This window comes from Streptomyces rapamycinicus NRRL 5491, from assembly GCF_024298965.1.
GTDB lineage: Bacteria > Actinomycetota > Actinomycetes > Streptomycetales > Streptomycetaceae > Streptomyces > Streptomyces rapamycinicus.
The window spans coordinates 2,332,947-2,351,708 of sequence record NZ_CP085193.1 but is presented as its reverse complement, the minus strand read 5'-3'; the positions used below and the strand labels follow the sequence as shown (position 1 = coordinate 2,351,708).

Here is an 18,762-nt window from a genome sequence, read left to right as displayed (position 1 = left end):
GTTCCACGGCCAATCTCCGAAAGGTGGACCGCATTCGATGAGTCCATGGACGTCCGCTGTCGGGGCATCCCAACTGGCCCGGCTGCTCGGGTCACAGCACACCCGCGACGGCGTGGCCGCCGGGGCCGCGGCCTCACTGACCGGGGGCCGCCGCGTCCCCGCCTACCGCTCCCTCGCCGACGGCGTACGGCTGCTCATCCTGGAGGGCCGGGTTCCGGTCGCGGCCCGCCTCCCCGCCGAGCGCGAGCTCGCCGCGGCGCTCGCGGTCAGCCGCACCACCGTCGCCGCCGCCTACGAGGCGTTGCGCGGCGAGGGGTTCCTGGAGTCCCGGCGCGGCGCCGGGAGCTGGACCGCCATGCCCGCCGGAAGCCCGCTGCCCACCCGGGGGCTCGATCCGCTGCCGCCCGAGGCCGCGGCCTCCGTGATCGACCTCGGCTGTGCCGCGCTGCCCGCCCCCGAGCCCTGGCTCACCCGCGCCATGCGCGGCGCCCTGGACGAACTGCCGCCCTACGCCCACACCCATGGCGACTACCCCGCCGGGCTGCCCGCCCTGCGCCAGGCGCTCGCCGACCGCTACACGGCCCGCGGCATACCGACCATGCCCGAGCAGATCATGGTCACCACCGGCGCCATGGGGGCCGTCGCCGCCGCCTGCCGGCTGATGGTCCGGCCCGGGGAGCGGGTCGCCGTCGAATCGCCCAGCTACGCCAACATCCTCCAGCTGATGCGGGAAGCGGGCGCCCGGCTCGTCCCCGTCGCCATGGCCGACCGGCTCGCGGGCTGGGACATCCCCTCCTGGCGCCAGGTGCTCAGCGCCGCCGCGCCCCGGCTGGCCTACGTCGTCGCCGACTTCCACAACCCCACCGGCGCCCTCGCCACCGAGGACCAGCGCCGCCAGCTCGTCGACGCCGCCCGCTCCGCCGGAACGGTCCTGATCGCCGACGAGACCATGGCCGAGCTGCGCCTGGACGAGGAGGTGGAGCTGCCCCGGCCCGTCTGCGCCTTCGACCCGGCGGGCAGCACCGTGATCACCGTCGGCTCGGCGAGCAAGACCTTCTGGGCGGGGCTGCGGATCGGCTGGGTGCGTGCCGCGCCCGATGTCATCCGCAGCCTGGTCGCCGCCCGTGCCTACGCGGACCTGGGCACCCCCGTCATCGAACAGCTCGCCGTCGCCTGGCTGCTGAACACCGGCGGCTGGGAGGAGGCCATCGAGATCCGCCGGGAGCTCGCGCGCGGCAACCGGGACGCGCTCGTCGACGCCCTGCGGCGCCATCTGCCCGACTGGGAGTTCACCGTCCCGCACGGCGGGCTCACCCTCTGGGCCCGCACCGGTGGCCTCTCCGGCTCGCGCATCGCCGAGGCGGGCGCCCGGCTGGGGGTCCGGGTGCCGTCGGGGCCCCGCTTCGGGGTGGACGGCGCGTTCGAGGGGTACGTACGGCTGCCGTTCACGGTCGGGGGAGCGGTCGCCGAGAAGGCGGCCACGCGGCTGGCCTCGGCCGCCGACCTGGTGGCCACGGGCGCCACGATCGAGGCGGAGGCGCCGCGGACGTATGTGGCCTGACCCGCCGTAAGGCGACGTGGCGGCGGCCGTCCCCGTCCGCTAACCGCCGACCGGCGCCGGGGCCGGGGGCGCCGCCGGGTCCGGGGCCGGGAGCAGCCGGAGCACCGCCTGCCGCTCGGCCTCGCCGGCCGCCTCGTCGTACGGATCGGGCGTGGCCGGCACCTGGAGGCGGTGCACCGGGCCCGCGCCGAGACGGGCGTAGCCGCGGCCCGGAGGCACCTCGGGCGTCGGCGTGGTGTGCGGCGGCGCCCCGAGGACGGCCGTGACCTGCTCGGACGAGACCGGGCCCAGCACCACCCGGGCCCGGGTCTGGCTCCGTACGGCCTCGCTCAGCGCCTCCGCGGCGTCCAGCTGATCGGCCACCACCACCCGTACGTTCGCCGCCCGGCCGTGCCGCAGCGGCACGGCCAGCAGCTCCTGCGGATCGGTACGGCCGTCCGCCGCCGCGAGATGGCTCATCACCGACGGCCGGTCCAGCAGGATCCACAGCGGGCGCTGGATGTCCTCCGGTGGCGCGTGCCGCAACTGGCGAGCGCGGTTGGCGGCGATCAGCCGGCGCTCGGTCTCATGGCCGGCCCACTCCAGCGTGGCCAGCATCCCGGCCGGCCCGCACTCCACTGCCAGCACCCCCGTGCGTCCGCTCAGGCACGCGTACTCGCCGGTGCCGCCGCCGTCCACCACCAGCACCTCGCCATGGGGCAGCACCTGCAGCGCGATGGAGCGCAGCAGGGTCGTGGTGCCGCTGCCGGGCTGGCCGAGCGCGAGCAGATGCGGTTCGGTCGAGCGCGGGCCGGTGCGCCAGACCACCGGCGGTACGTCATGGGTCTCCGGCCCGTCCTCCGCCGCCTTCTTGAGCCCGGCCTCCCTCGTGCCCTCCGTGCTCTCCTCGTCTTCCTCGCCCTCCCCGCACGTCTCCGGCCCCGCCAGTACCGGCAGCGTCCGCTGCACCGACGACGGGTCGGTGAAGCCCAGCACCGTCTCACCGGGCGCGGTGACGAAGCGCTGGGCGTGGATCGCGGTGGACAGGGCGGGCAGCACGGTCAGGGTGAGGTTGTTGGCCTCCTCGTCCCACTCGAACAGATATTCACGGCCGCGTCCCGACTTCGCGTACAGCAACTGCTCGATCCGGGTGCGGGCCGCGGGCTCGCCATCGGTGAAGTACGCGGGGTAGTGCAGGCGCAGCCGGGTGAGCCGTCCGCTCTCGTCGAAGGCGAAGGAGTCGAATGCCTCGGACCAGTCGCCGCCGTGGCTGTAGAGCGGGCTGGGGTCCTCGGCGGCGGAGAAGTACGGCACCAGCGCCTCGTAGAGCGTGCGCAGCCGCTCCGTCCCGTCAACGGGCGTCTCCGACGCGGCACCGGCGCGCCCCCGCCCGGCCCAGCCCGCCGCGCCGATCAGGCTGATCGCCGCCGCCAGTGGCCCGTACGGCAGCAGGAAGAGGACGAAGCCGCAGGCGACCACGAGGGTGAACACCGGTCCGCGGCGGTCGCCCGGCAGCTCCATCCACTTGCGCCGCCCGGCGGCGGCGAGCACGCGCAACCCGCGCGAGAGCGCGACCAGCGGCTGGAGCACATCGACGACGCCGTCGGCCGTGCTGCGGGCGAACGCCCGGCCGCGGCCGGGCGGGATGAGCGGGGTGCCCCCGGCGCTGCCGGGACGGAGGCGGGGGAGCGGTCTCCGGGCCACGTCAGATCTTGATCCCGCCCAAGAGGCTGGCGAGGCTCGCGCCGCCCGCCTTGATGCTCGGAGCGATCGCGGTGGACGCGAGATAGAAGCCGAAGAGCGCGCAGATGACCGCGTGCGACCCCTTCAGGCCGTCCTTGCGGAAGAAGATGAAGACGATGATGCCGAGCAGTACGACGCCGGAAATGGACAGGATCATCACGGTCTCCTGGCTGATGGGGGACGGTCAGTCACCATGAGTGGTTCCAGGATCACAGCATGTACCCATCGGGCGAAAGGTGCAATTGGGTGGATTATCGGTGTAATCATCACCATGGAGGCGTGGCGCTACGGGCCGACCGCCTGCCGGGGCGGGGTGCCCGCCTGCCCGGGTGGGTCGGCCGCCGTCCTTAGGGTGGATGATCACATACCCAGGTAGCGAAGCCGGAGGCGACAGGCCATGACCGAATCGAACCCCGAGAGCGAGCCCGCCCACGACCCGGAGGTGCTCCAGCTGGCGGCCAAGGTCTTCGACCTGGCCCGGCAGGGTGACACCGATACGCTCGCCGCCTATGTGGACGCGGGCGTCCCGCCCAACCTCACCAACGACAAGGGCGATTCCCTGCTCGTGCTCGCGGCCTACTACGGCCATCCGGCCACGGTGTCGGCCCTGCTGGAGCGCGGCGCCGACCCCAATCGGGTGAACGAACGGGGGCAGACCCCCATCGCCGGGGCCACGTTCAAGGGCGAGGCGGAGGTGCTGAGGGTGCTGCTGGCCAAGGGCGCCGACCCGTGCGCCGGGTCGCCCTCGGCCGTCGAGACGGCGCGGATGTTCGGGCGGGAGGATCTGCTCGCACTGTTCCAGGCCCCGGGTGCGGAGGAGTGAGCGCGGAGTAGTGAGCCGTACGGCGGCCATGAGATAGCGCCACTCAGCCGCCGTGGGCCGTCAACCCACCCTTGACCGTTCAAAAAGTGAAGCACGAGACTTCATTCAGACCGTGAGTTAAGCGATGAAACCAGTCGGCGTCAAGAGCGGCCGCGTCCGGTAGGTTCGGGCAGGGGGAAGGAGCCCGATGGGTCAGATGAACCGACGGACCGTCCGCGACCTGCGGCGCGGCAACCGCTCGACGCTGCTGCGCCAGCTGTACTTCCGGGGCCCGGTGAGCCGTCAGGAACTGGGGGCGCTCACCGGGCTCAGCTCCGGTTCGGTCAGCAATGTCGTCGGCGAACTGCTCGCCGACGAACTGGTGGAGGAGGCCGGGTCCGTCGAGTCCGACGGCGGCCGCCCCCGCACGCTGCTGCGGGTCGCGCCGGGCGGTGGCCATCTCATCGGGGTCGACGTCGGCGAGACCCATGTCCGCGTGGAGCTGTTCGACCTCTCCCTGACGGAACTGGCCCGCTGGGAGCATCCGCTGACGCCCGGAGGGCTGGAGCGGGACCCGGAGCCGGTCGTCGGCCACATCCTCACCGGCCTCGGCGCGGTCGTCGACAAGAGCGGTGCCTCGCCGGACGCGGTCATCGGCGTCGGGGTCGGCGTCCCCGGCGTCGTCGAACAGGGCGACGAGATCCTCGTCCACGGCCCGACCGCCGGGCGGGACGCGGTGCCGCTGGAGCGGCTGCTGCGCACCGGCACCGATCTGCCGCTGTTCATCGACAACGGCGCCACCGCTCAGGGGCAGGCCGAGATGTGGTTCGGGGCGGGCCGCGGCGCGGACAACGCGGTGATCGCGCTGATCGGCTCCGGCGTCGGCGCGGCCATCGTGACCGCGGGGGTGCCGTACCGCGGCGCGACCAGCAGCGCGGGGGAGTGGGGGCATACGGTCGTCCAGGTCGGCGGGCGCGCCTGCCGATGCGGTGCGGTCGGCTGTCTGGAGGCGTACGTGGGGGCCCAGGCGGTGCTCGACCGCTACGGGCAGGGGGCGCGCGGAGCGGGTGCGGGCGGCGCGGGGGGTGGCGGTAAGGACGGCGCGGACGGTGCCGGTGAGGACCAGCAGGCCGCGTTCGCCGCGATCGTGGGAGCCGCCGGGAGCGAGGCGCGGGCGCGCGAGGTGCTGGAGGAGACCGCCGCCTACCTCGGCGCGGGCATCGCCGATCTGATCAACCTCTTCAACCCCGAGCGGATCATCCTCGGCGGCTGGGCCGGACTGCTCCTCGGCGGCCGCGTCCTCCCCCGGATCCGGGCCGCCACCGCCTCCTACGCACTGCACCGGCCGTACGCGCAGACCGAGATCGGGCTGGCCGAACTCGGGCCCGATGCGGTGGCGTTGGGCGCGGCCACACTTCCGCTGGCGCACTTCCTCGCCACCGGTGGGGCGCGCTGAGGGTTCGACTTTTGTCGGTTCAGGGGGAGTTGGGTCGGACCCCGCCTCAAATTCTTTGATGCAAGAAGGTCCAGACCTATTGACATGCATCGAACAGGGCTGGACATTGTGTCTCCCCGGAGGTGACCGATGACGGCCAAGGCGCAGGCAGCCCAGCCCTCGCTGCGCACCACCGTGCGCGATCCACGGCGCGGCAGCCGCTCCTCGCTGCTGTGGACGCTGTACCTGCACGCTCCGCTCAGCCGCCAGGAGCTCGTCCGCCGAACGGGACTCGGCGCCACCACCGTGAGCGCGGTCATCGGCGAACTGATCGCCGAAGGCGTCGTCACGGAAGAGGTCGTCACGGAAGACCTCGTCACGGAAGACGGCGTCACGGATGCGGAATCGCCGCGGTTGCGGCTGGTCTCCGAGCACCGGTATGTCATCGGCGCCGAGATCGCCGATACCCGGGTGCGCGTCGGGCTGTTCGACCTCGCCCTCACCCAACGGGCCGGAGCCGTCTACCCGTTAGCCTCCGGACGTCACGGCGCCGAAACCGCCGTCCACCACATCCTGACCTTCCTGGACGCCGTCATCGAGGAAGCCCGAATCCCCCACGGGCACATCCTCGGTGTCGGCATCGGCGTTTCGGCCAGCGGCTGGGACGCGGTGCCGCTGGAGCGGCTGCTGCGCACCGGCATCGCGCTGCCCCTGCACATCGACAACGGCGCGGAGGCCCTGGGCCGGGCCGAGATGTGGTTCGGCGCGGGCCGCGGCGTCCAGCACGCCGTCGTCGCGCTCATCGGCTCCGGTGTCTCCGCGAGTGTCATCACCCACGGCTCCCCCTACCGCGGCGCCACCGACAGCGCGGGCGAGTGGGGCCACACCACCGTCCAGGCCGGGGGCCGCCGCTGCCGGTGCGGCGCCCGCGGCTGCCTCGAGGCGTACGTCGGGGCCGAGGCGGTCCTGGAGCGCTACCGCCAGGCCCGGCGCGGCCGTGTAACCCCCGGCGCCGACCAGGAGTCCGCGTTCGCCGCGCTGCTCACGGCCGCCGACACCTCGTCCGCCGCGCAGCGCGTCCTGGAGGAGGCGGCGGTGTACTTGGGCGCCGGGATCGCCAACCTCGTCAACCTCTTCAACCCCCAGCGGATCATCCTCGGCGGCTGGGCCGGGCTGATGTTCGGCGCCCGTATGCTGCCGCGGATCCGCGAGACGGTCGCCGCGCAGGCGCTGCGCAGGCCGTACGCGCGAACCGACATCGGGCTGTGCGGGCTCGGCCCCCACGCCGTGGCGCTCGGCGCCGCCGCCCTGCCCGTCCGCCACTTCCTGACGGAGGGCGCGCACCGTCCCACCCGTCGCCCCACCACCACCTCGCGAGGGGCGCTGACGCGCCCTCCTCCCGGAGCGCTGACGCGCGCGGCCCCCACCACCCGTATGCCCGTGCCGTAGCGCCTCCGGGCCCCGGCCCCCACCGCCGGACACACACCTTCCCCCACCGGACCGGCACCCACCGGTCCCATCCCCCACACAGGAAGGCACCACCGTTCCATGAGAAGCACGTTGCGAAACACCGTGATCGGTCTGCTCTCCGCGACCGCACTCGCCGCCACCCCCTGGCTCACCGCTCCGGCCACGGCCACCACGGACACCCCCCAAACCAAGGCCGCCGCAGCCGAGTTCACCGACAACTTCGACGGTGCGGCGGGCAGCGCGGTCGACGGCTCCAAGTGGGGCCTGGAGACCGGCGACAACGTCAACAACCACGAGCGGCAGTACTACACCGACGGCAACAAGAACGCGGCGCTGGACGGCAACGGCAACCTCGTCATCACCGCCCGCAAGGAGAACCCGGCCAACTACAACTGCTGGTACGGCCGGTGTGAGTACACCTCCGCCCGCCTGAACACCTCCCAGAAGTTCACCACCGCCTCCGGCCATGTCGAGGCCCGGATGAAGCTGCCGCAGGGCCAGGGCATGTGGCCCGCCTTCTGGATGCTCGGCAACGACATCGGCAGCGCGGGCTGGCCCAACTGCGGCGAGATAGACATCATGGAGAACGTGGGCTTCGAGCCCAGCACCGTCCACGGCACCATCCACGGCCCCGGCTACTCCGGCTCGGGCGGCATCGGCGCCGGGTACACCCTGCCCAATGGCGGCAAGTTCTCCGACGGCTTCCACACCTTCGCCATCGACTGGTCGCCGAACAAGATCACCTGGTCCGTCGACGGCAACGTCTACCAGACCCGCACCCCCTCGGATCTCAACGGCAACCGCTGGGTCTTCGACCACCCCTTCTACATCATCCTCAACCTGGCCGTCGGCGGTTACTGGCCCGGTGACCCGGACGGCAACACCTCCTTCCCGCAGCAGCTCGTCGTCGACTACGTCAAGGTGACGGGCGGCAGCTGACACCTGCTGCCGATGTGGAAGCCCGCCGAGCGGTGTTCTCGCTGGTGTCATCAGCAGGGGCGGACCGCCTCCGAGACCGCCGCGACGAGGGCTTCCACATCGGCACCCCAGCGTGAGACGAGGATGAGGTCACGGGCCGGGTCCACCCACAAGAGGTGATTGCCGCCGTTGCCCCGGGCGCAGCGCCCGGTCGACGGGGCCTGTGGCCACACCACCCGGCCGTCGTTGAGCCACCACGACAGCCCGTACTCCGGCTTGACGGCACACGGCGTCCACAAAGCCTCGATCCAGCGCCGTGACACGATCCGGCGCCCGGCCCACTCCCCGCCGTTCAGGCAGAGTCGGCCGATACGGGCCAGGTCGAGGGCGCTGATCCACAGCCCGCCGCCCCAGTGGGCACCGCCGGACACCACGGGCAGGCGGACGCCGCCGACGTCCACGGACGAGTTGCCGTAGCCGTGCCACGACCATGAGCCGGAGGCCCCGATGGGCTCCATGACACGGGTGCGCAGCACCTCCGGCAGCGGCCGCCGCACCAGGACGGTGAGCGCGAGCGCCGTCAGATTCACCCGTACATCGTTGTAGGCCCACCCCTCACCGGGCGGCCCGCCCGCCGACTCCGTCCCCTCGCGGACGCTCTGGGCGTCCACCCCCGTCGGCTTCCCCCACAGCTCGCCCTCCCACTGGCTCGTCTGGTCCAGCAGTTGCCGCCAGGTGATCCGCCGCCCGTGGTCATCCGCGAACTGGGGCAACTCCACTGAGCCGTAAACGGGTTCGTCCAGCCGGAGCAGTCCGTCGTCGGAGGCGACTCCCGCGACGAGGGCCAGCACGCTCTTGGTCGCGCTGAAGGCCATCTCCACCCGGCCCGGATCGCCCCAGCGGGCGAGCTCCTCGCCGTGTCGCACGACCACACCACCGGGCCCGTGTCCGTTCAGCAGCGGCCCGATCACCTCGCGGTGCGAGACATCCGCCACCTGCGCCGCGAGGTAGCTCTCCATGTCCTCGACCCCGGCCACGGGCCGTCCCGCCCGCTCCCGTACGGCCCGCTCCAGCGCACCGGAGTCGACCCCCGCCCAAGCATCACTCACCGGCCCATCGTCCAGTGGCTCTCCCTCTCGTGGCAACACACCCTCCCGTCCGTCCTGTAGTGCGGAGGCACCAGGGCAGGTGCGTGGCTGGTCCGGGTGCACCAGGGGAAGACGGCGGCGGTGGACGATGCCCGGCGGGGCGCCGGAAGGAAGTGTTGGAGGCGCGTGAATCCCGCGCATCGCGCACACATCAGGCAGGTTCACGCACTCGCTCGCAACCAACGATGAAGAGGACGTCTATGTCCCAAGCTGTGATTTCCCCGTCCCCGGTCCGCATCGGGAGGCTGTCGATCGGTGCCCTCGGCATCCTGGCACTCGCCCTCGGCACCCTGCAGACAGTGGTGGATCCCGCGCTCCCGCTGCTGCAACGTGAGCTGGGGGTCAGCTCCGGTGAAGCGGCACTGGTCTCCAACGCGGTGCTCATCACCGGCGCCGCCGTCGCACCCGTCGCGGGCAAACTCGGCGACCGCTACGGCGGGAAGCGGGTGCTGGTCCGGCTGATGGCCGTGGTCTCGGCCGGTGGTCTGCTGGCCGGCCTGGCGCCGAACCTGCCGGTGTTGTTGCTCGGTCAGGTATTGCAGGGCGCCATGGTGGGTGCGCTGCCCCTTTCCTTCATCCTGGTGCGCAAACACCTCCCGGCAGGGGAGTCACAGCTGGGGATCGGGCTGGTCATGGCGCTGTTCACGGGCGGCAGCATGGTGGGAACGCTGACCGCCGGGCCGATCGCGGAAGGACTTTCCTGGCATTGGATGTTCGCGCTGCCGACGATCGCGATCATCGCGATGTCGTTGGTCGTGGCCCGGTTGCTGCCGCATGATCCGCCGATCGAATCGGAGTACAGGTTCGACTGGCCGGGCGTGCTTCTGCTGAGCGGCACCTTGCTCGCGTTCATGTTCGGGCTCGTGAGGGTGACGGGCGACGAGGGCCTGCCGCCACTCGCGGTCGGGGCCATCGCGGTGGCCGTGGCCGCCCTCGCGACCGGATGGGTCGCCGTCGAGCGCCGGGCAGCCTCGCCGATGATCGATCTACGCATGCTGGCAAAGCCCGCGATGTGGCATGCGTGCCTGCTCACCATCGTCATAACCACCAGTTTCGGGATGGTGAGCTTTCTGCTCCCACAGCTGTTCGGGGTGCCGGGCGACGGGTACGGCTTCGGGGCCAGCACCACCGACATCGGACTGTTCCTGCTCCCCGGCGCCATCGCCGGGGCGGTGAGCGATTCGGTCGGCGGGATCGTGGCGCGGCGTTTCGGTCTGCGTGCCGTGGTCATCGTGGGCGCCGTCGTCACGGCGGCCACGATGCTCGCCCTGGTGTCGTTGCACACCGCGGAATGGCAGCTCGTCCTCGCGAGGGCGCTGGCCGCGATGGCCGCGGGCGTCGCCACCACGGCGTTGCTCACCAGCGCCACCGCCGCCGTCGAGACCAAGGACACCGGAATCGCCACCAGCGTGCTCGTGGTGACACGCGTGACAGGCATCGCCCTGGGCGCCCAGACCGCCGCCGCGATCCTCGACGCCGAAGCCGACTCGACGACGGGTCTGCCCGCCGAATCGGCCTTCGTCACAGGCTTCGTCGCCGCCGGTCTCGTCGCCGCGTTGTCACTGCTCGTTGTCCGTATCACGAAGAAAAAGGGAGCCCACGCATGACACCCACCGGTCTGTCGACGGATGTGAGTACTACCGCGAGGCGCAGAGTCCTGATCTCCGGGGCCAGTATCTCCGGACCCGCGCTGGCGTACTGGCTGCACCGGGCCGGATGCGCGGTCACCGTGGTGGAGAAGGCGAGCACACCGCGCGACGGTGGTTACCCGATCGACATCCGCGGTACCGCGATAGAGGTGGTCCGGCGGATGGGGATACTGCCGCGACTGCGGGACGCCCACATCGACTCGCGCCGCTGCACCTTCCTCGACGCCGATGGCAGTCAAGTGGCCTCGGTCAACGCGCACGCCGTTGCCGGCAGTGTCGAGGGACAGGACCTCGAGGTGCGCCGTGGGGATCTGGCCGCGATCCTCTACGAAAAAGTCCGCGACGACGTGGAATTCCTGTTCAACGACTCCATCGACACCCTCGACCAGTCCGGACAGGAGGCCGACGTCACTTTCCACAGTGGGCGGCGGCGCACGTTCGACCTGGTGGTCGGCGCCGACGGTATGCACTCACACACCCGGGAGTCCCTGTTCGGCCCCGAGGAACAGTTCCACCGCTACCTCGGCTACTGCTTCGCCATATTCACCATGCCGAACACCTTCGGGCTCTCCCATGAGGTCATGATGTGGAACACCCCGGGGAAAGCCGCGGCCCTCTACGCCGTCGGGGACCACGACGAACTGCACGCCTTCCTGACGTTTCACCAACCGGAACCGCCGTTCGAAGCCCTCCGGAACACCGACGCCCAGCGGGACCTGGTCGCCACGGTCTTCGCGGGCGCGGGATGGGAGGTCCCCGGCATGGTCAACGCCATGCGCGACGCGGATGACCTGTTCTTCGACACGGCCGGTCAGATCCGCATGCCCCACTGGTCCAGCGGCCGCGTCGGGCTCGTCGGCGACGCCGCGTACGCACCCTCGTTCCTCACCGGACAAGGCTCGAGCCTCGCGCTGGCCGGTGCCTACATGCTCGCCGACGCCCTGGCCGCGAACCGGGACCACACCGCGGCCTTCGCCGCCTACGAACGCGACGTCCGCGAGTTCGTCGCCATGAATCAGGCACTGGTCGACAACGGTGCGGCCACGCTCTTCCCCACCACGGCGCGGGCCCTGGAGCAACGCAACACCATGCTGCGCGGCCTCGTCACCATGCCCTCCGCGCCACCACGGCCGGCGCACTCAGCCCTTACGCTGCCCGAGTTCGCCCCGACGCCGTGACCTGATAGGCGGTCGCGGCGCGGCGGTGCGGGCGGGACGTCAGGAAAGGCGGTCCGCACCGCCGTCGGGGGCGGCGTGGGCCAACCCCGTCTGATAGGCGATGACGACGAGTTGCGCCCGGTCGCGGGCCTCCAGCTTCGTCATGGCGCGCTGCACGTGGGCGCGGACGGTGAAGGGGCTGAGGAACATCTGCTCGGCGATCTCCTGGTTGGACAGACCGGTCGCGACCAGGGCCACCATCTCGCGTTCACGCGGGGTGAGTACGGCGAGCCGTTCGGGGCGGTGCTGCGGGGTGTGGTCCGGAGTGGCCAGGAAACGGGCGACCAGGGAGCGGGTGGCGGCGGGGGACAGCAGAGTGTCGCCCGCGGCGATCGTACGCACGGCGTCCAGCAGGTCCTCGGCCCCGATGCCCTTGCCGATGAAGCCGCCGGCTCCCGCGCGCAGCGCCTGGGCCACGTACTCGTCGGTCTCGTACGTGGTGAGGATCAGGATGCGGCTGGCACGCAGTTCCGGGTCCGCGCAGATCTCCGACGTGGCGGTGAGACCGTCCACCTCGGGCATGCGAATGTCCATGATCACCACATCAGGGCGCAGCTCCCGGGTGAGTCTCACCGCCTCTCTGCCGTCGGAGGCCTCGCCGACCACGGTGATGTCGTCGGCGCTGTCGAGAAGCATCCGGAAGGCACCGCGCAGCAGGGCCTGATCGTCGGCGAGCAGCACCCGTAGCGTCACGGCGCATCCCCGGCCTCTCCGGCGCCCGTCCGTCCGTCGTCCGTCGCTCCGTCGGACATCGGTCCCTCGACGGCTGTCGCTCCGTCGGCCCATGCCGCTCCGTCAGCGCTCCGCGTCGTGTCCTTGGCGGGCGGGAGGGGCAACTGGGTGGAGACGAGGAAGCCACCCTCCGGGAGCCTGCCCGCGGAGAGGTGTCCCCCGACCGCGGTGGCACGTTCACGCATCCCGATCAGACCGTAACCGGGCGGACGCTCCGGCAGTGTGGCCGCACTCGGGCCCGTGGCCGCACCCCGTCCCATGGCCGCGGTCGGCGCGGTACGGGCGCCCCCTCCGTCGTCGGCGACGGTGATGGTCACGCGGTCGCGGTTCCAGACGAGGCCCACCCGGGCGCTACGGGTACCGGCGTGCTTGGTCACGTTGGTCAGGGCCTCCTGGACGATGCGGTAGGCGGTGAGGTCCACCCCCGGCGGCAGCGGCCTGGCCGTGCCCTCCTGGTGCACCGACACCTCCAGACCCGCGCGGCGGAAGGATTCGAGGAGCGTGGGGAGCCGGGAGAGGCCGGGCGCCGGTTCGGCGGGCCCGGCCGCGTCCCCGGTCTGACGCAGCAGACCGACCGTGGCCCGCAGTTCGTCGAGCGCGTGGCCGGTGGTCTCGATGAGCTCCTTCAGGCTCTTGCGGGTCTGCTCCGGGCGGGCGTCGAAGAGGTGGGCGGCGACCGAGGCCTGCGCGTTGGCCAGGGTGATCTGATGGGCCACGAGGTCGTGCAGTTCCCGGGCGATGCGCACCCGTTCCTCGGCCACTCTCCGGCGCGCCTCGCTCTCCCGGCTCTTCTCGGCCCGCCGGGCCCGCTCCTCCACGGCCGCCAGATAGGCCCGCCGGTTCTGCACCGAATGCCCGAGTACGGCGGCCACCAGCGGGAACGCCGCCACCGCTCCCACCCTGCTCGCGTCCTTCCACGAGAGGGCCCCGAACAAGGGGGTGGAGGCGACCAGCAGCGCCGCGGAGGTGAGCGACACCGCGCTCGCCGCGTGCCGTTCGGTGCGCGCGGTGAGCGAGTAGGCGGTGATCACGGCGGGGGCCACGATGAGCGGGCTCAGCAGGAGGCCCAAGGGCGGCACCAGCATGCCGCTCGCGGTCGTGACCGCCATGGCGGTCAGGGGCGCCCGGTGCCGCACCGGCAGCACGGCACAGGACACCACGGCGATGAAGTAGGCGGCGGCGGGCGGTGGCGACAGCGTGCTGCCGTCCTCCCGCACCACGCCGCCGAGGAGACAGAGCACGAACGCCGTCGCCGTGATCGCCCCCTCCCGCCACCACGTGCCGCGTGGTCGCGGGCCACCGCCACCTGTGTTCGTCATGGCCGGCTCAGTGCCGGTGCCGGCCGGCGGGGAGCCGCTGCGCCGCCGCGTCCGGTACGGTCGCGTCCGGCAAGGCCGCGGAGGCCGGGACACGCCTGCTCAGTTTCTCACCCTCGATATCCACATTCGGCAGCACACGGTTCAGGATAGGGGGCAGCCACCAGGCCCGGTGGCCGAGCAGTGCCAGGACCGCGGGTGCGATCGCCATCCGGACCACGAAGGCGTCGAAGGCGACGGCGGCGGCCAGGCCGACGCCCATCGTCTGGATGGTCGGGCTGCTCATCCCGATGAATCCGGCGAACACGCTGATCATGATGATCGCCGCCGCGGCCACCACCCGTCCGCTGTGCCGGAATCCGCTCACGATCGCCTCGCCGGGGGACGCGCCATGGACGTAGGCCTCCCGCATCCGGGTGAGGAGGAAGACCTCGTAATCCATGGCGAGGCCGAACACGATCCCGATGATGAGAATCGGCATCAGCGACATGACCGGTCCGGTCTGCTCGATGCCGATCAGGTCCGCCGCCCAGCCCCACTGGAAGACGGCGACGAGGACGCCGAAGGCGGCACCCACCGACAGCAGGAAGCCGAGCGCGGCCTTGACCGGGACCAGGACCGAGCGGAAGACCACCATCAGCAGGAGCACCGCCAGGCCGATGACCACCGTCAGATAGGGGATGAGGGCGTCGGACATGGCTTCGGAGATGTCGATGTTCATCGCGGTGGTGCCGGTCACCAGGATGACGGCGCCCGTGTCGGCCTCGACGCCGGAGACCGCCCCCCGGATCGCGTGCACCAGGTCCTTGGTCTCGCCGCTGTTCGGCGCGGTCCGCGGGACGGCGGTGAGGACGGCCGTGTCCTTGGTCCGGCTGAGCACCGGATCACCGACCGACGCGACCCCGTCCACTGCCCGTACGGTCTTGACGACCGCGTTCGTGGTGGCCCGGGTGTCCCCGGACCCCGACGTGTCCACGACCACGGTCAACGGGCCGTTGAAACCGGGGCCGAAGCCTTCTGACAGCAGGTCGTAGGCACGGCGCTGGGTGGTCTCCACCGACTTGGACTCGTCGCCGGGCAGCCCGAGTTCGAGGCTCAGCGCCGGTAGGGCGACGGCGCCGAGACCGAGTCCGGCGATCATCAGCACGGCCACCGGCCGGCGCAGCACGAACCGCGCCCAGCGGGTGCCTACGCGCTTCGCCGGGGCTGCCGCGACGGGCTGCCGGCCGGCGGTGGGATTGTCGTGGCTGGGCGCGTGGTTCCCCGCGCCGCTTCGGGGCGCTCCCGCGGCCTTGCGGGCGGCGCGGGACAGTACCCGCCGGCCGAAGAAGCCGAACAGCGCCGGGACCAGGGTCAGTGCGACGAGTACGGCAAGGGCCACGGCACCCGCGCCGCCCATGCCCATCTTGGTGAGTTCGGGGATTCCGACGACGCCCAGCCCGACCAGGGCGATGAAGACGGTCGCACCGGCGAAGACGACGGCGGATCCGGCCGTGCCCACCGCCCGACCGGCGGCCTCCTCCGGCTCGCGGCCCTGGGCGCGCTCGTCGCGGAAGCGGGAGGTGATGAAGAGCGCGTAGTCGATGCCGACCGCCAGCCCCAGCATCAGCGCCAGGATGGCGACGGTGGACGTCAGGCCCAGCGGAACGGCCAGCGCGGAGACCAGGCCGAACGCGATGGCCACGCCCACGAGAGCGGTCAGCAGCGACAATCCGGCCGCGACCAGCGACCCGAGGGCGAGGACCAGCACCACGGCCGCCACCGCCACGCCGATGATCTCCGTCGTACCGCCCGGTTCCTCCTCCGAGTCCAGGGCCGAGCCGCCGATCTCCACGGTCAGCCCCGCGTCCCGGGCCTTGCTCGCGGCGTCCTCGAGGGCGCTCTTCGTCGGCCCGGTCAGGTCGACGGCGTCCGCGCTGTAGGTGATCGTGGAGTAGGCGATGGTGCCGTCCTCGCTGACGGCGCCGGTCTCATAGGGGTCGGTGGTCGACGCGACCTGAGCGCCGCCGTCCAGCGAGCCCAGCGTGTCCTGGACGGCCGCCTTGTTCTCCCTTGCCGTCACCCGCTGCCCGTCCGGGGCCTGGAACACCAAACGGGCCTCGGCACCCTGGGAGTTGCTCTGGGGGAAGCGCTCGTCCAGCAGGTCGAACGCCTTCTGCGACTCGGTGCCGGGCATGGAGATGTCCTCCTCCTTCCCCTCCGGCGCCATGGCGGCCGCGGCGACGGCGAGCACCAGGGCCCCCAGCCACAGACCGCCCACGAGCCGGCGCCGCCGGAAGGCCCACCGTCCGATCCGGTAAAGAAATGTCGCCACCTGTTGATCACTCCAGACACCGCTAGGCAAGGGGAACGCGCGGGATTCACGCGCCTCCAACACTTCCCTCCGGCGCCCCGACGGGGCATCGTCCACCGCCGCCGTCTTCCCCTGGTGCACCCGGACCAGCCACGTACGTGTCCTGGTGCCTACGCACTACATGCCGGCTCGGGCCCGGGGCTCCGTCGGCTGGATCGGCTCGCCGGCCCGTACCGGAGCGCGGTGCGCCGCGTAGCCTCGGTTCATGGACACCTCTTGCGCCACCGCGGCCGCGTGGACCTGTGACCGGATCGAGGCTGGGGACGGGGAGATCCAGGCCTTCGTACCCGAGCCCGGGCGGCGGGAGCGGCTGGCGCGTGCGGCGCGGGTGGCCGATGAGCGCTGGAGGGAGGTGGACGGGCGGCCGCCGCTGTACGGGGTCATGGTGGGAGTCAAGGACAACGTGCGTGTCGAGGGGCTGCCCACGCGTGCCGGGTCGGACGTTCCCGCCGAGGTGCTGGCCGGGGCGGAGGCGTCGCTTGTCGGACGGCTGCGGGAGGCGGGGGCGTTGGTGGCGGGCAAGACCGTCACCGCCGAGTTCGCCGTGACCGCTCCCGGGCCCACCCGCAATCCGCGCCATCCCGGCCACACCCCGGGCGGCTCCAGCAGTGGTTCGGCGGCGGCCGTGGCGGCGGGGATGGTGCCGCTGGCGGTCGGGACCCAGACAATCGGTTCGATGATCCGCCCGGCGGCCTACTGCGGGGTCGTCGGCTTCAAGCCGACGCACGGGCGCATCCCCTCCGACGGTGTGATCCCCAACGCCCCGACCTTCGACACCGTGGGCCTCTTCGCCCCCGACGTGGCGACCCTGGCCCCGGCGGCGGTCGTGCTGTGCGACGGATGGCGGCCGTCCGGCGGGGGCGAGACGTCCGGCGGGGGCGGGGAGACGGCGGTTGGGCGGCGGCCGGTGCTCGGCGTTCCGCTCGGGCCGTACCTCGACCGCGCCGACGCCGAGGCCAGGGACTCCTTCGAGGAGCGGGCGGGGCAGTTGGAGGCCGCCGGGTTCACGGTCCGCCGCGTGCCCTTCCCGGACGACTTCGAACGGGTCGTGGCCGAGCAGCGGGTGATCAACCGTTATGAGCTGGCGCGGACGCACGCCGTATGGTTCCCGCGACATGGCGAGCGGTACCGCGAGCAGACCGCCGCGGCGATCCGCGAGGGGCAGCGGATGACCCACGACGCGTACGCCGCGGCCCTGCGCGCCCGCGCCGAGTTCCGCGAGCGGCTGGTGGCCGCCATGGACCGGGACGGCATCGACCTGTGGATCACCCCGGCGGCGACGGGCCCCGCGCCGTACGGCCTGCAGAGCACCGGCAACTCCGTGATGAGCCTCCCCTGGAGCTACGCGGGAACCCCCGCTCTGGCGCTGCCCGCGGGCCGGGCGGCCAATTCCCTTCCGCTGGGCGTGCAGTGCGTGGCCCGGCCGGGAGCGGACGAGCGGCTGCTGGGATGGGCCCCTGATGTGGAGTCGGTCCTCGTTGGGACGTCCGCACCCGTATGATGGGTATCCACTCCCGTGTACGGAGTTAGGGACGAGATGAGTGCCACATGGTGGCTTATGCAAGGTGAGGCCGCAGTCGGCGAGTTACGCCAGTACGGGGTCGACCAGCCGGTTTTTCTGTGTCACTTCACGCCGGGCCCGGCGTGGGAGACGGTCCGGGCGCAGTTCGAGGCGTGGTCCGCGCTGCGCGGACAGGATCCCGACGGAAGCCGTACCGCCCAGGTCATCCGGTCCATCATGGACCTCGGGCTGCGGCTGGTCCCCACGGACGACAGTCCGTCGATGGCGCTGTTCACCGAATGCATCCTGCGCATCGACGGCCATACCGCCCGGTTGCGCTACTGACGCTCCGCCGGGCGCGTCGGCCGGTAGCGTGCCCTCATGGACATCGGTGATGTGGTCGAGGACTTCGAACTGCCGGATGAGAGCGGCACCGTCCGTTCGCTCAGCGGGCTGCTGGCGGACGGCCCGGTGGTGCTGTTCTTCTATCCGGCGGCCTTCACCCCCGGCTGTACCAAACAGGCGTGCCACTTCCGGGACATCGCGGCGGAGTTCAAGGAGCTGGGTGCCCAGCCGGTCGGGGTCAGCGCCGATTCGGTCGAGAAGCAGGCGGAGTTCGCCCATGCGTACTCCTTCGGCTATCCGCTGCTGTCGGACCCGGAGGGGACCGTGCGGGAGCGGTTCGGGGTGAAGCGCGGGATCGCGGCGGTGCCGACCAAGCGGGTCACCTTTGTGATCGATACCGATCGCAAGGTGCTGGAGATCGTCAAGAGCGAGTTCCGGATGGGCGTGCACGCGGACCGGGCGCTCGATGCCCTGCGGGGCAGGAACGGGTAAGCCGCGTACGACCGTCCGCGTCCTCCGCGTCCGGCGGAAAACACTTGCGGGGGCCGCCTCTCGGGTGGCCCCCGCTGACGTTTGTGCCCTCTAGCAAGCGC

At 71.9% G+C, this 18,762-nt stretch carries 16 protein-coding genes; 10 read left to right on the top strand and 6 right to left on the bottom strand.

The window, feature by feature from the left end; translation table 11 throughout:
• Window positions 1-37: 37 nt before the first annotated feature.
• On the top strand, window positions 38-1,561 hold the full coding sequence (locus tag LIV37_RS09580) for an SCO1417 family PLP biosynthesis transcription factor (protein ID WP_020866909.1): 1,524 nt from the start codon (window positions 38-40) through the stop codon (window positions 1,559-1,561).
• A gap of 39 nt (window positions 1,562-1,600) precedes the next feature.
• Here LIV37_RS09580 and LIV37_RS09575 read toward each other — a convergent pair whose 3' ends face one another.
• Together LIV37_RS09575 and LIV37_RS09570 are read right to left on the bottom strand one after the other, a co-directional pair.
• On the bottom strand, window positions 1,601-3,244 hold the full coding sequence (locus tag LIV37_RS09575) for a membrane protein (RefSeq protein WP_020866908.1): 1,644 nt from the start codon (window positions 3,242-3,244) through the stop codon (window positions 1,601-1,603).
• Between the two features lies 1 nt (window position 3,245).
• The gene (locus tag LIV37_RS09570) at window positions 3,246-3,440 is read right to left on the bottom strand and encodes a hypothetical protein (RefSeq protein WP_020866907.1); all 195 of its coding nucleotides are present in this window, start codon (window positions 3,438-3,440) and stop codon (window positions 3,246-3,248) included.
• A gap of 240 nt (window positions 3,441-3,680) precedes the next feature.
• On the opposite strand from LIV37_RS09570, the gene LIV37_RS09565 reads away from it, so the two are divergent.
• The 4 genes from LIV37_RS09565 to LIV37_RS09550 all read left to right on the top strand — a co-directional run bounded on the left by LIV37_RS09565 (window position 3,681) and on the right by LIV37_RS09550 (window position 7,929).
• A complete protein-coding gene (locus LIV37_RS09565) occupies window positions 3,681-4,106 on the top strand; it encodes an ankyrin repeat domain-containing protein (RefSeq protein WP_020866906.1) in 426 nt (141 codons plus the stop codon).
• 187 nt (window positions 4,107-4,293) lie between these two features.
• Window positions 4,294-5,541 (top strand): ROK family transcriptional regulator, encoded by a 1,248-nt coding sequence (locus tag LIV37_RS09560; RefSeq protein WP_020866905.1) that lies wholly within the window; start codon window positions 4,294-4,296, stop codon window positions 5,539-5,541.
• Between the two features lie 129 nt (window positions 5,542-5,670).
• On the top strand, window positions 5,671-6,969 hold the full coding sequence (locus LIV37_RS09555) for an ROK family transcriptional regulator (protein WP_020866904.1): 1,299 nt from the start codon (window positions 5,671-5,673) through the stop codon (window positions 6,967-6,969).
• A 99-nt stretch (window positions 6,970-7,068) separates the two neighbouring features.
• Complete coding sequence (locus LIV37_RS09550) at window positions 7,069-7,929, top strand: glycoside hydrolase family 16 protein (RefSeq protein WP_121825652.1); 861 nt, start codon at window positions 7,069-7,071, stop codon at window positions 7,927-7,929.
• 50 nt (window positions 7,930-7,979) lie between these two features.
• On the opposite strand, the gene LIV37_RS09545 is transcribed toward LIV37_RS09550, so the two are convergent.
• Window positions 7,980-9,017 carry a serine hydrolase domain-containing protein gene (locus tag LIV37_RS09545; protein ID WP_243146371.1) on the bottom strand — a complete coding sequence of 346 codons (1,038 nt, stop codon included), beginning with the start codon at window positions 9,015-9,017 and terminating at the stop codon, window positions 7,980-7,982.
• A 239-nt stretch (window positions 9,018-9,256) separates the two neighbouring features.
• On the opposite strand from LIV37_RS09545, the gene LIV37_RS09540 reads away from it, so the two are divergent.
• Complete coding sequence (locus LIV37_RS09540; protein ID WP_121825653.1) at window positions 9,257-10,663, top strand: MFS transporter; 1,407 nt, start codon at window positions 9,257-9,259, stop codon at window positions 10,661-10,663.
• Window positions 10,660-11,883 carry an FAD-dependent monooxygenase gene (locus LIV37_RS09535; protein WP_020866900.1) on the top strand — a complete coding sequence of 408 codons (1,224 nt, stop codon included), beginning with the start codon at window positions 10,660-10,662 and terminating at the stop codon, window positions 11,881-11,883. The genes LIV37_RS09540 and LIV37_RS09535 overlap by 4 nt, the downstream gene beginning before the upstream one ends.
• A gap of 39 nt (window positions 11,884-11,922) precedes the next feature.
• Here LIV37_RS09535 and LIV37_RS09530 read toward each other — a convergent pair whose 3' ends face one another.
• Genes LIV37_RS09530 through LIV37_RS09520 form a run of 3 tightly spaced genes read right to left on the bottom strand, consistent with a single transcriptional unit; the run spans window position 11,923 to window position 16,284 of the window.
• Window positions 11,923-12,615 carry a response regulator transcription factor gene (locus LIV37_RS09530; RefSeq protein ID WP_121825654.1) on the bottom strand — a complete coding sequence of 231 codons (693 nt, stop codon included), beginning with the start codon at window positions 12,613-12,615 and terminating at the stop codon, window positions 11,923-11,925.
• Complete coding sequence (locus LIV37_RS09525) at window positions 12,612-13,973, bottom strand: sensor histidine kinase (RefSeq protein ID WP_121826138.1); 1,362 nt, start codon at window positions 13,971-13,973, stop codon at window positions 12,612-12,614. Before LIV37_RS09525 ends, LIV37_RS09530 begins: the two co-directional genes overlap by 4 nt.
• A 7-nt stretch (window positions 13,974-13,980) precedes the next feature.
• On the bottom strand, window positions 13,981-16,284 hold the full coding sequence (locus tag LIV37_RS09520) for an MMPL family transporter (RefSeq protein ID WP_020866897.1): 2,304 nt from the start codon (window positions 16,282-16,284) through the stop codon (window positions 13,981-13,983).
• Window positions 16,285-16,528: 244 nt separating this feature from the next.
• Here LIV37_RS09520 and LIV37_RS09515 point away from each other — a divergent pair, with 244 nt between their 5' ends.
• From LIV37_RS09515 to LIV37_RS09505, 3 genes are read left to right on the top strand one after another with little or no spacing between them, the layout of a single operon-like run.
• Window positions 16,529-17,824 carry an amidase gene (locus LIV37_RS09515; RefSeq protein ID WP_020866896.1) on the top strand — a complete coding sequence of 432 codons (1,296 nt, stop codon included), beginning with the start codon at window positions 16,529-16,531 and terminating at the stop codon, window positions 17,822-17,824.
• Between the two features lie 36 nt (window positions 17,825-17,860).
• Window positions 17,861-18,169, top strand: a complete 309-nt coding sequence (locus tag LIV37_RS09510; protein WP_044581063.1) for a hypothetical protein — start codon at window positions 17,861-17,863, stop codon at window positions 18,167-18,169.
• A gap of 36 nt (window positions 18,170-18,205) precedes the next feature.
• Window positions 18,206-18,661, top strand: coding sequence for a peroxiredoxin (locus LIV37_RS09505; protein ID WP_020866894.1), 456 nt, complete (start codon window positions 18,206-18,208; stop codon window positions 18,659-18,661).
• Window positions 18,662-18,762: the final 101 nt, after the last annotated feature.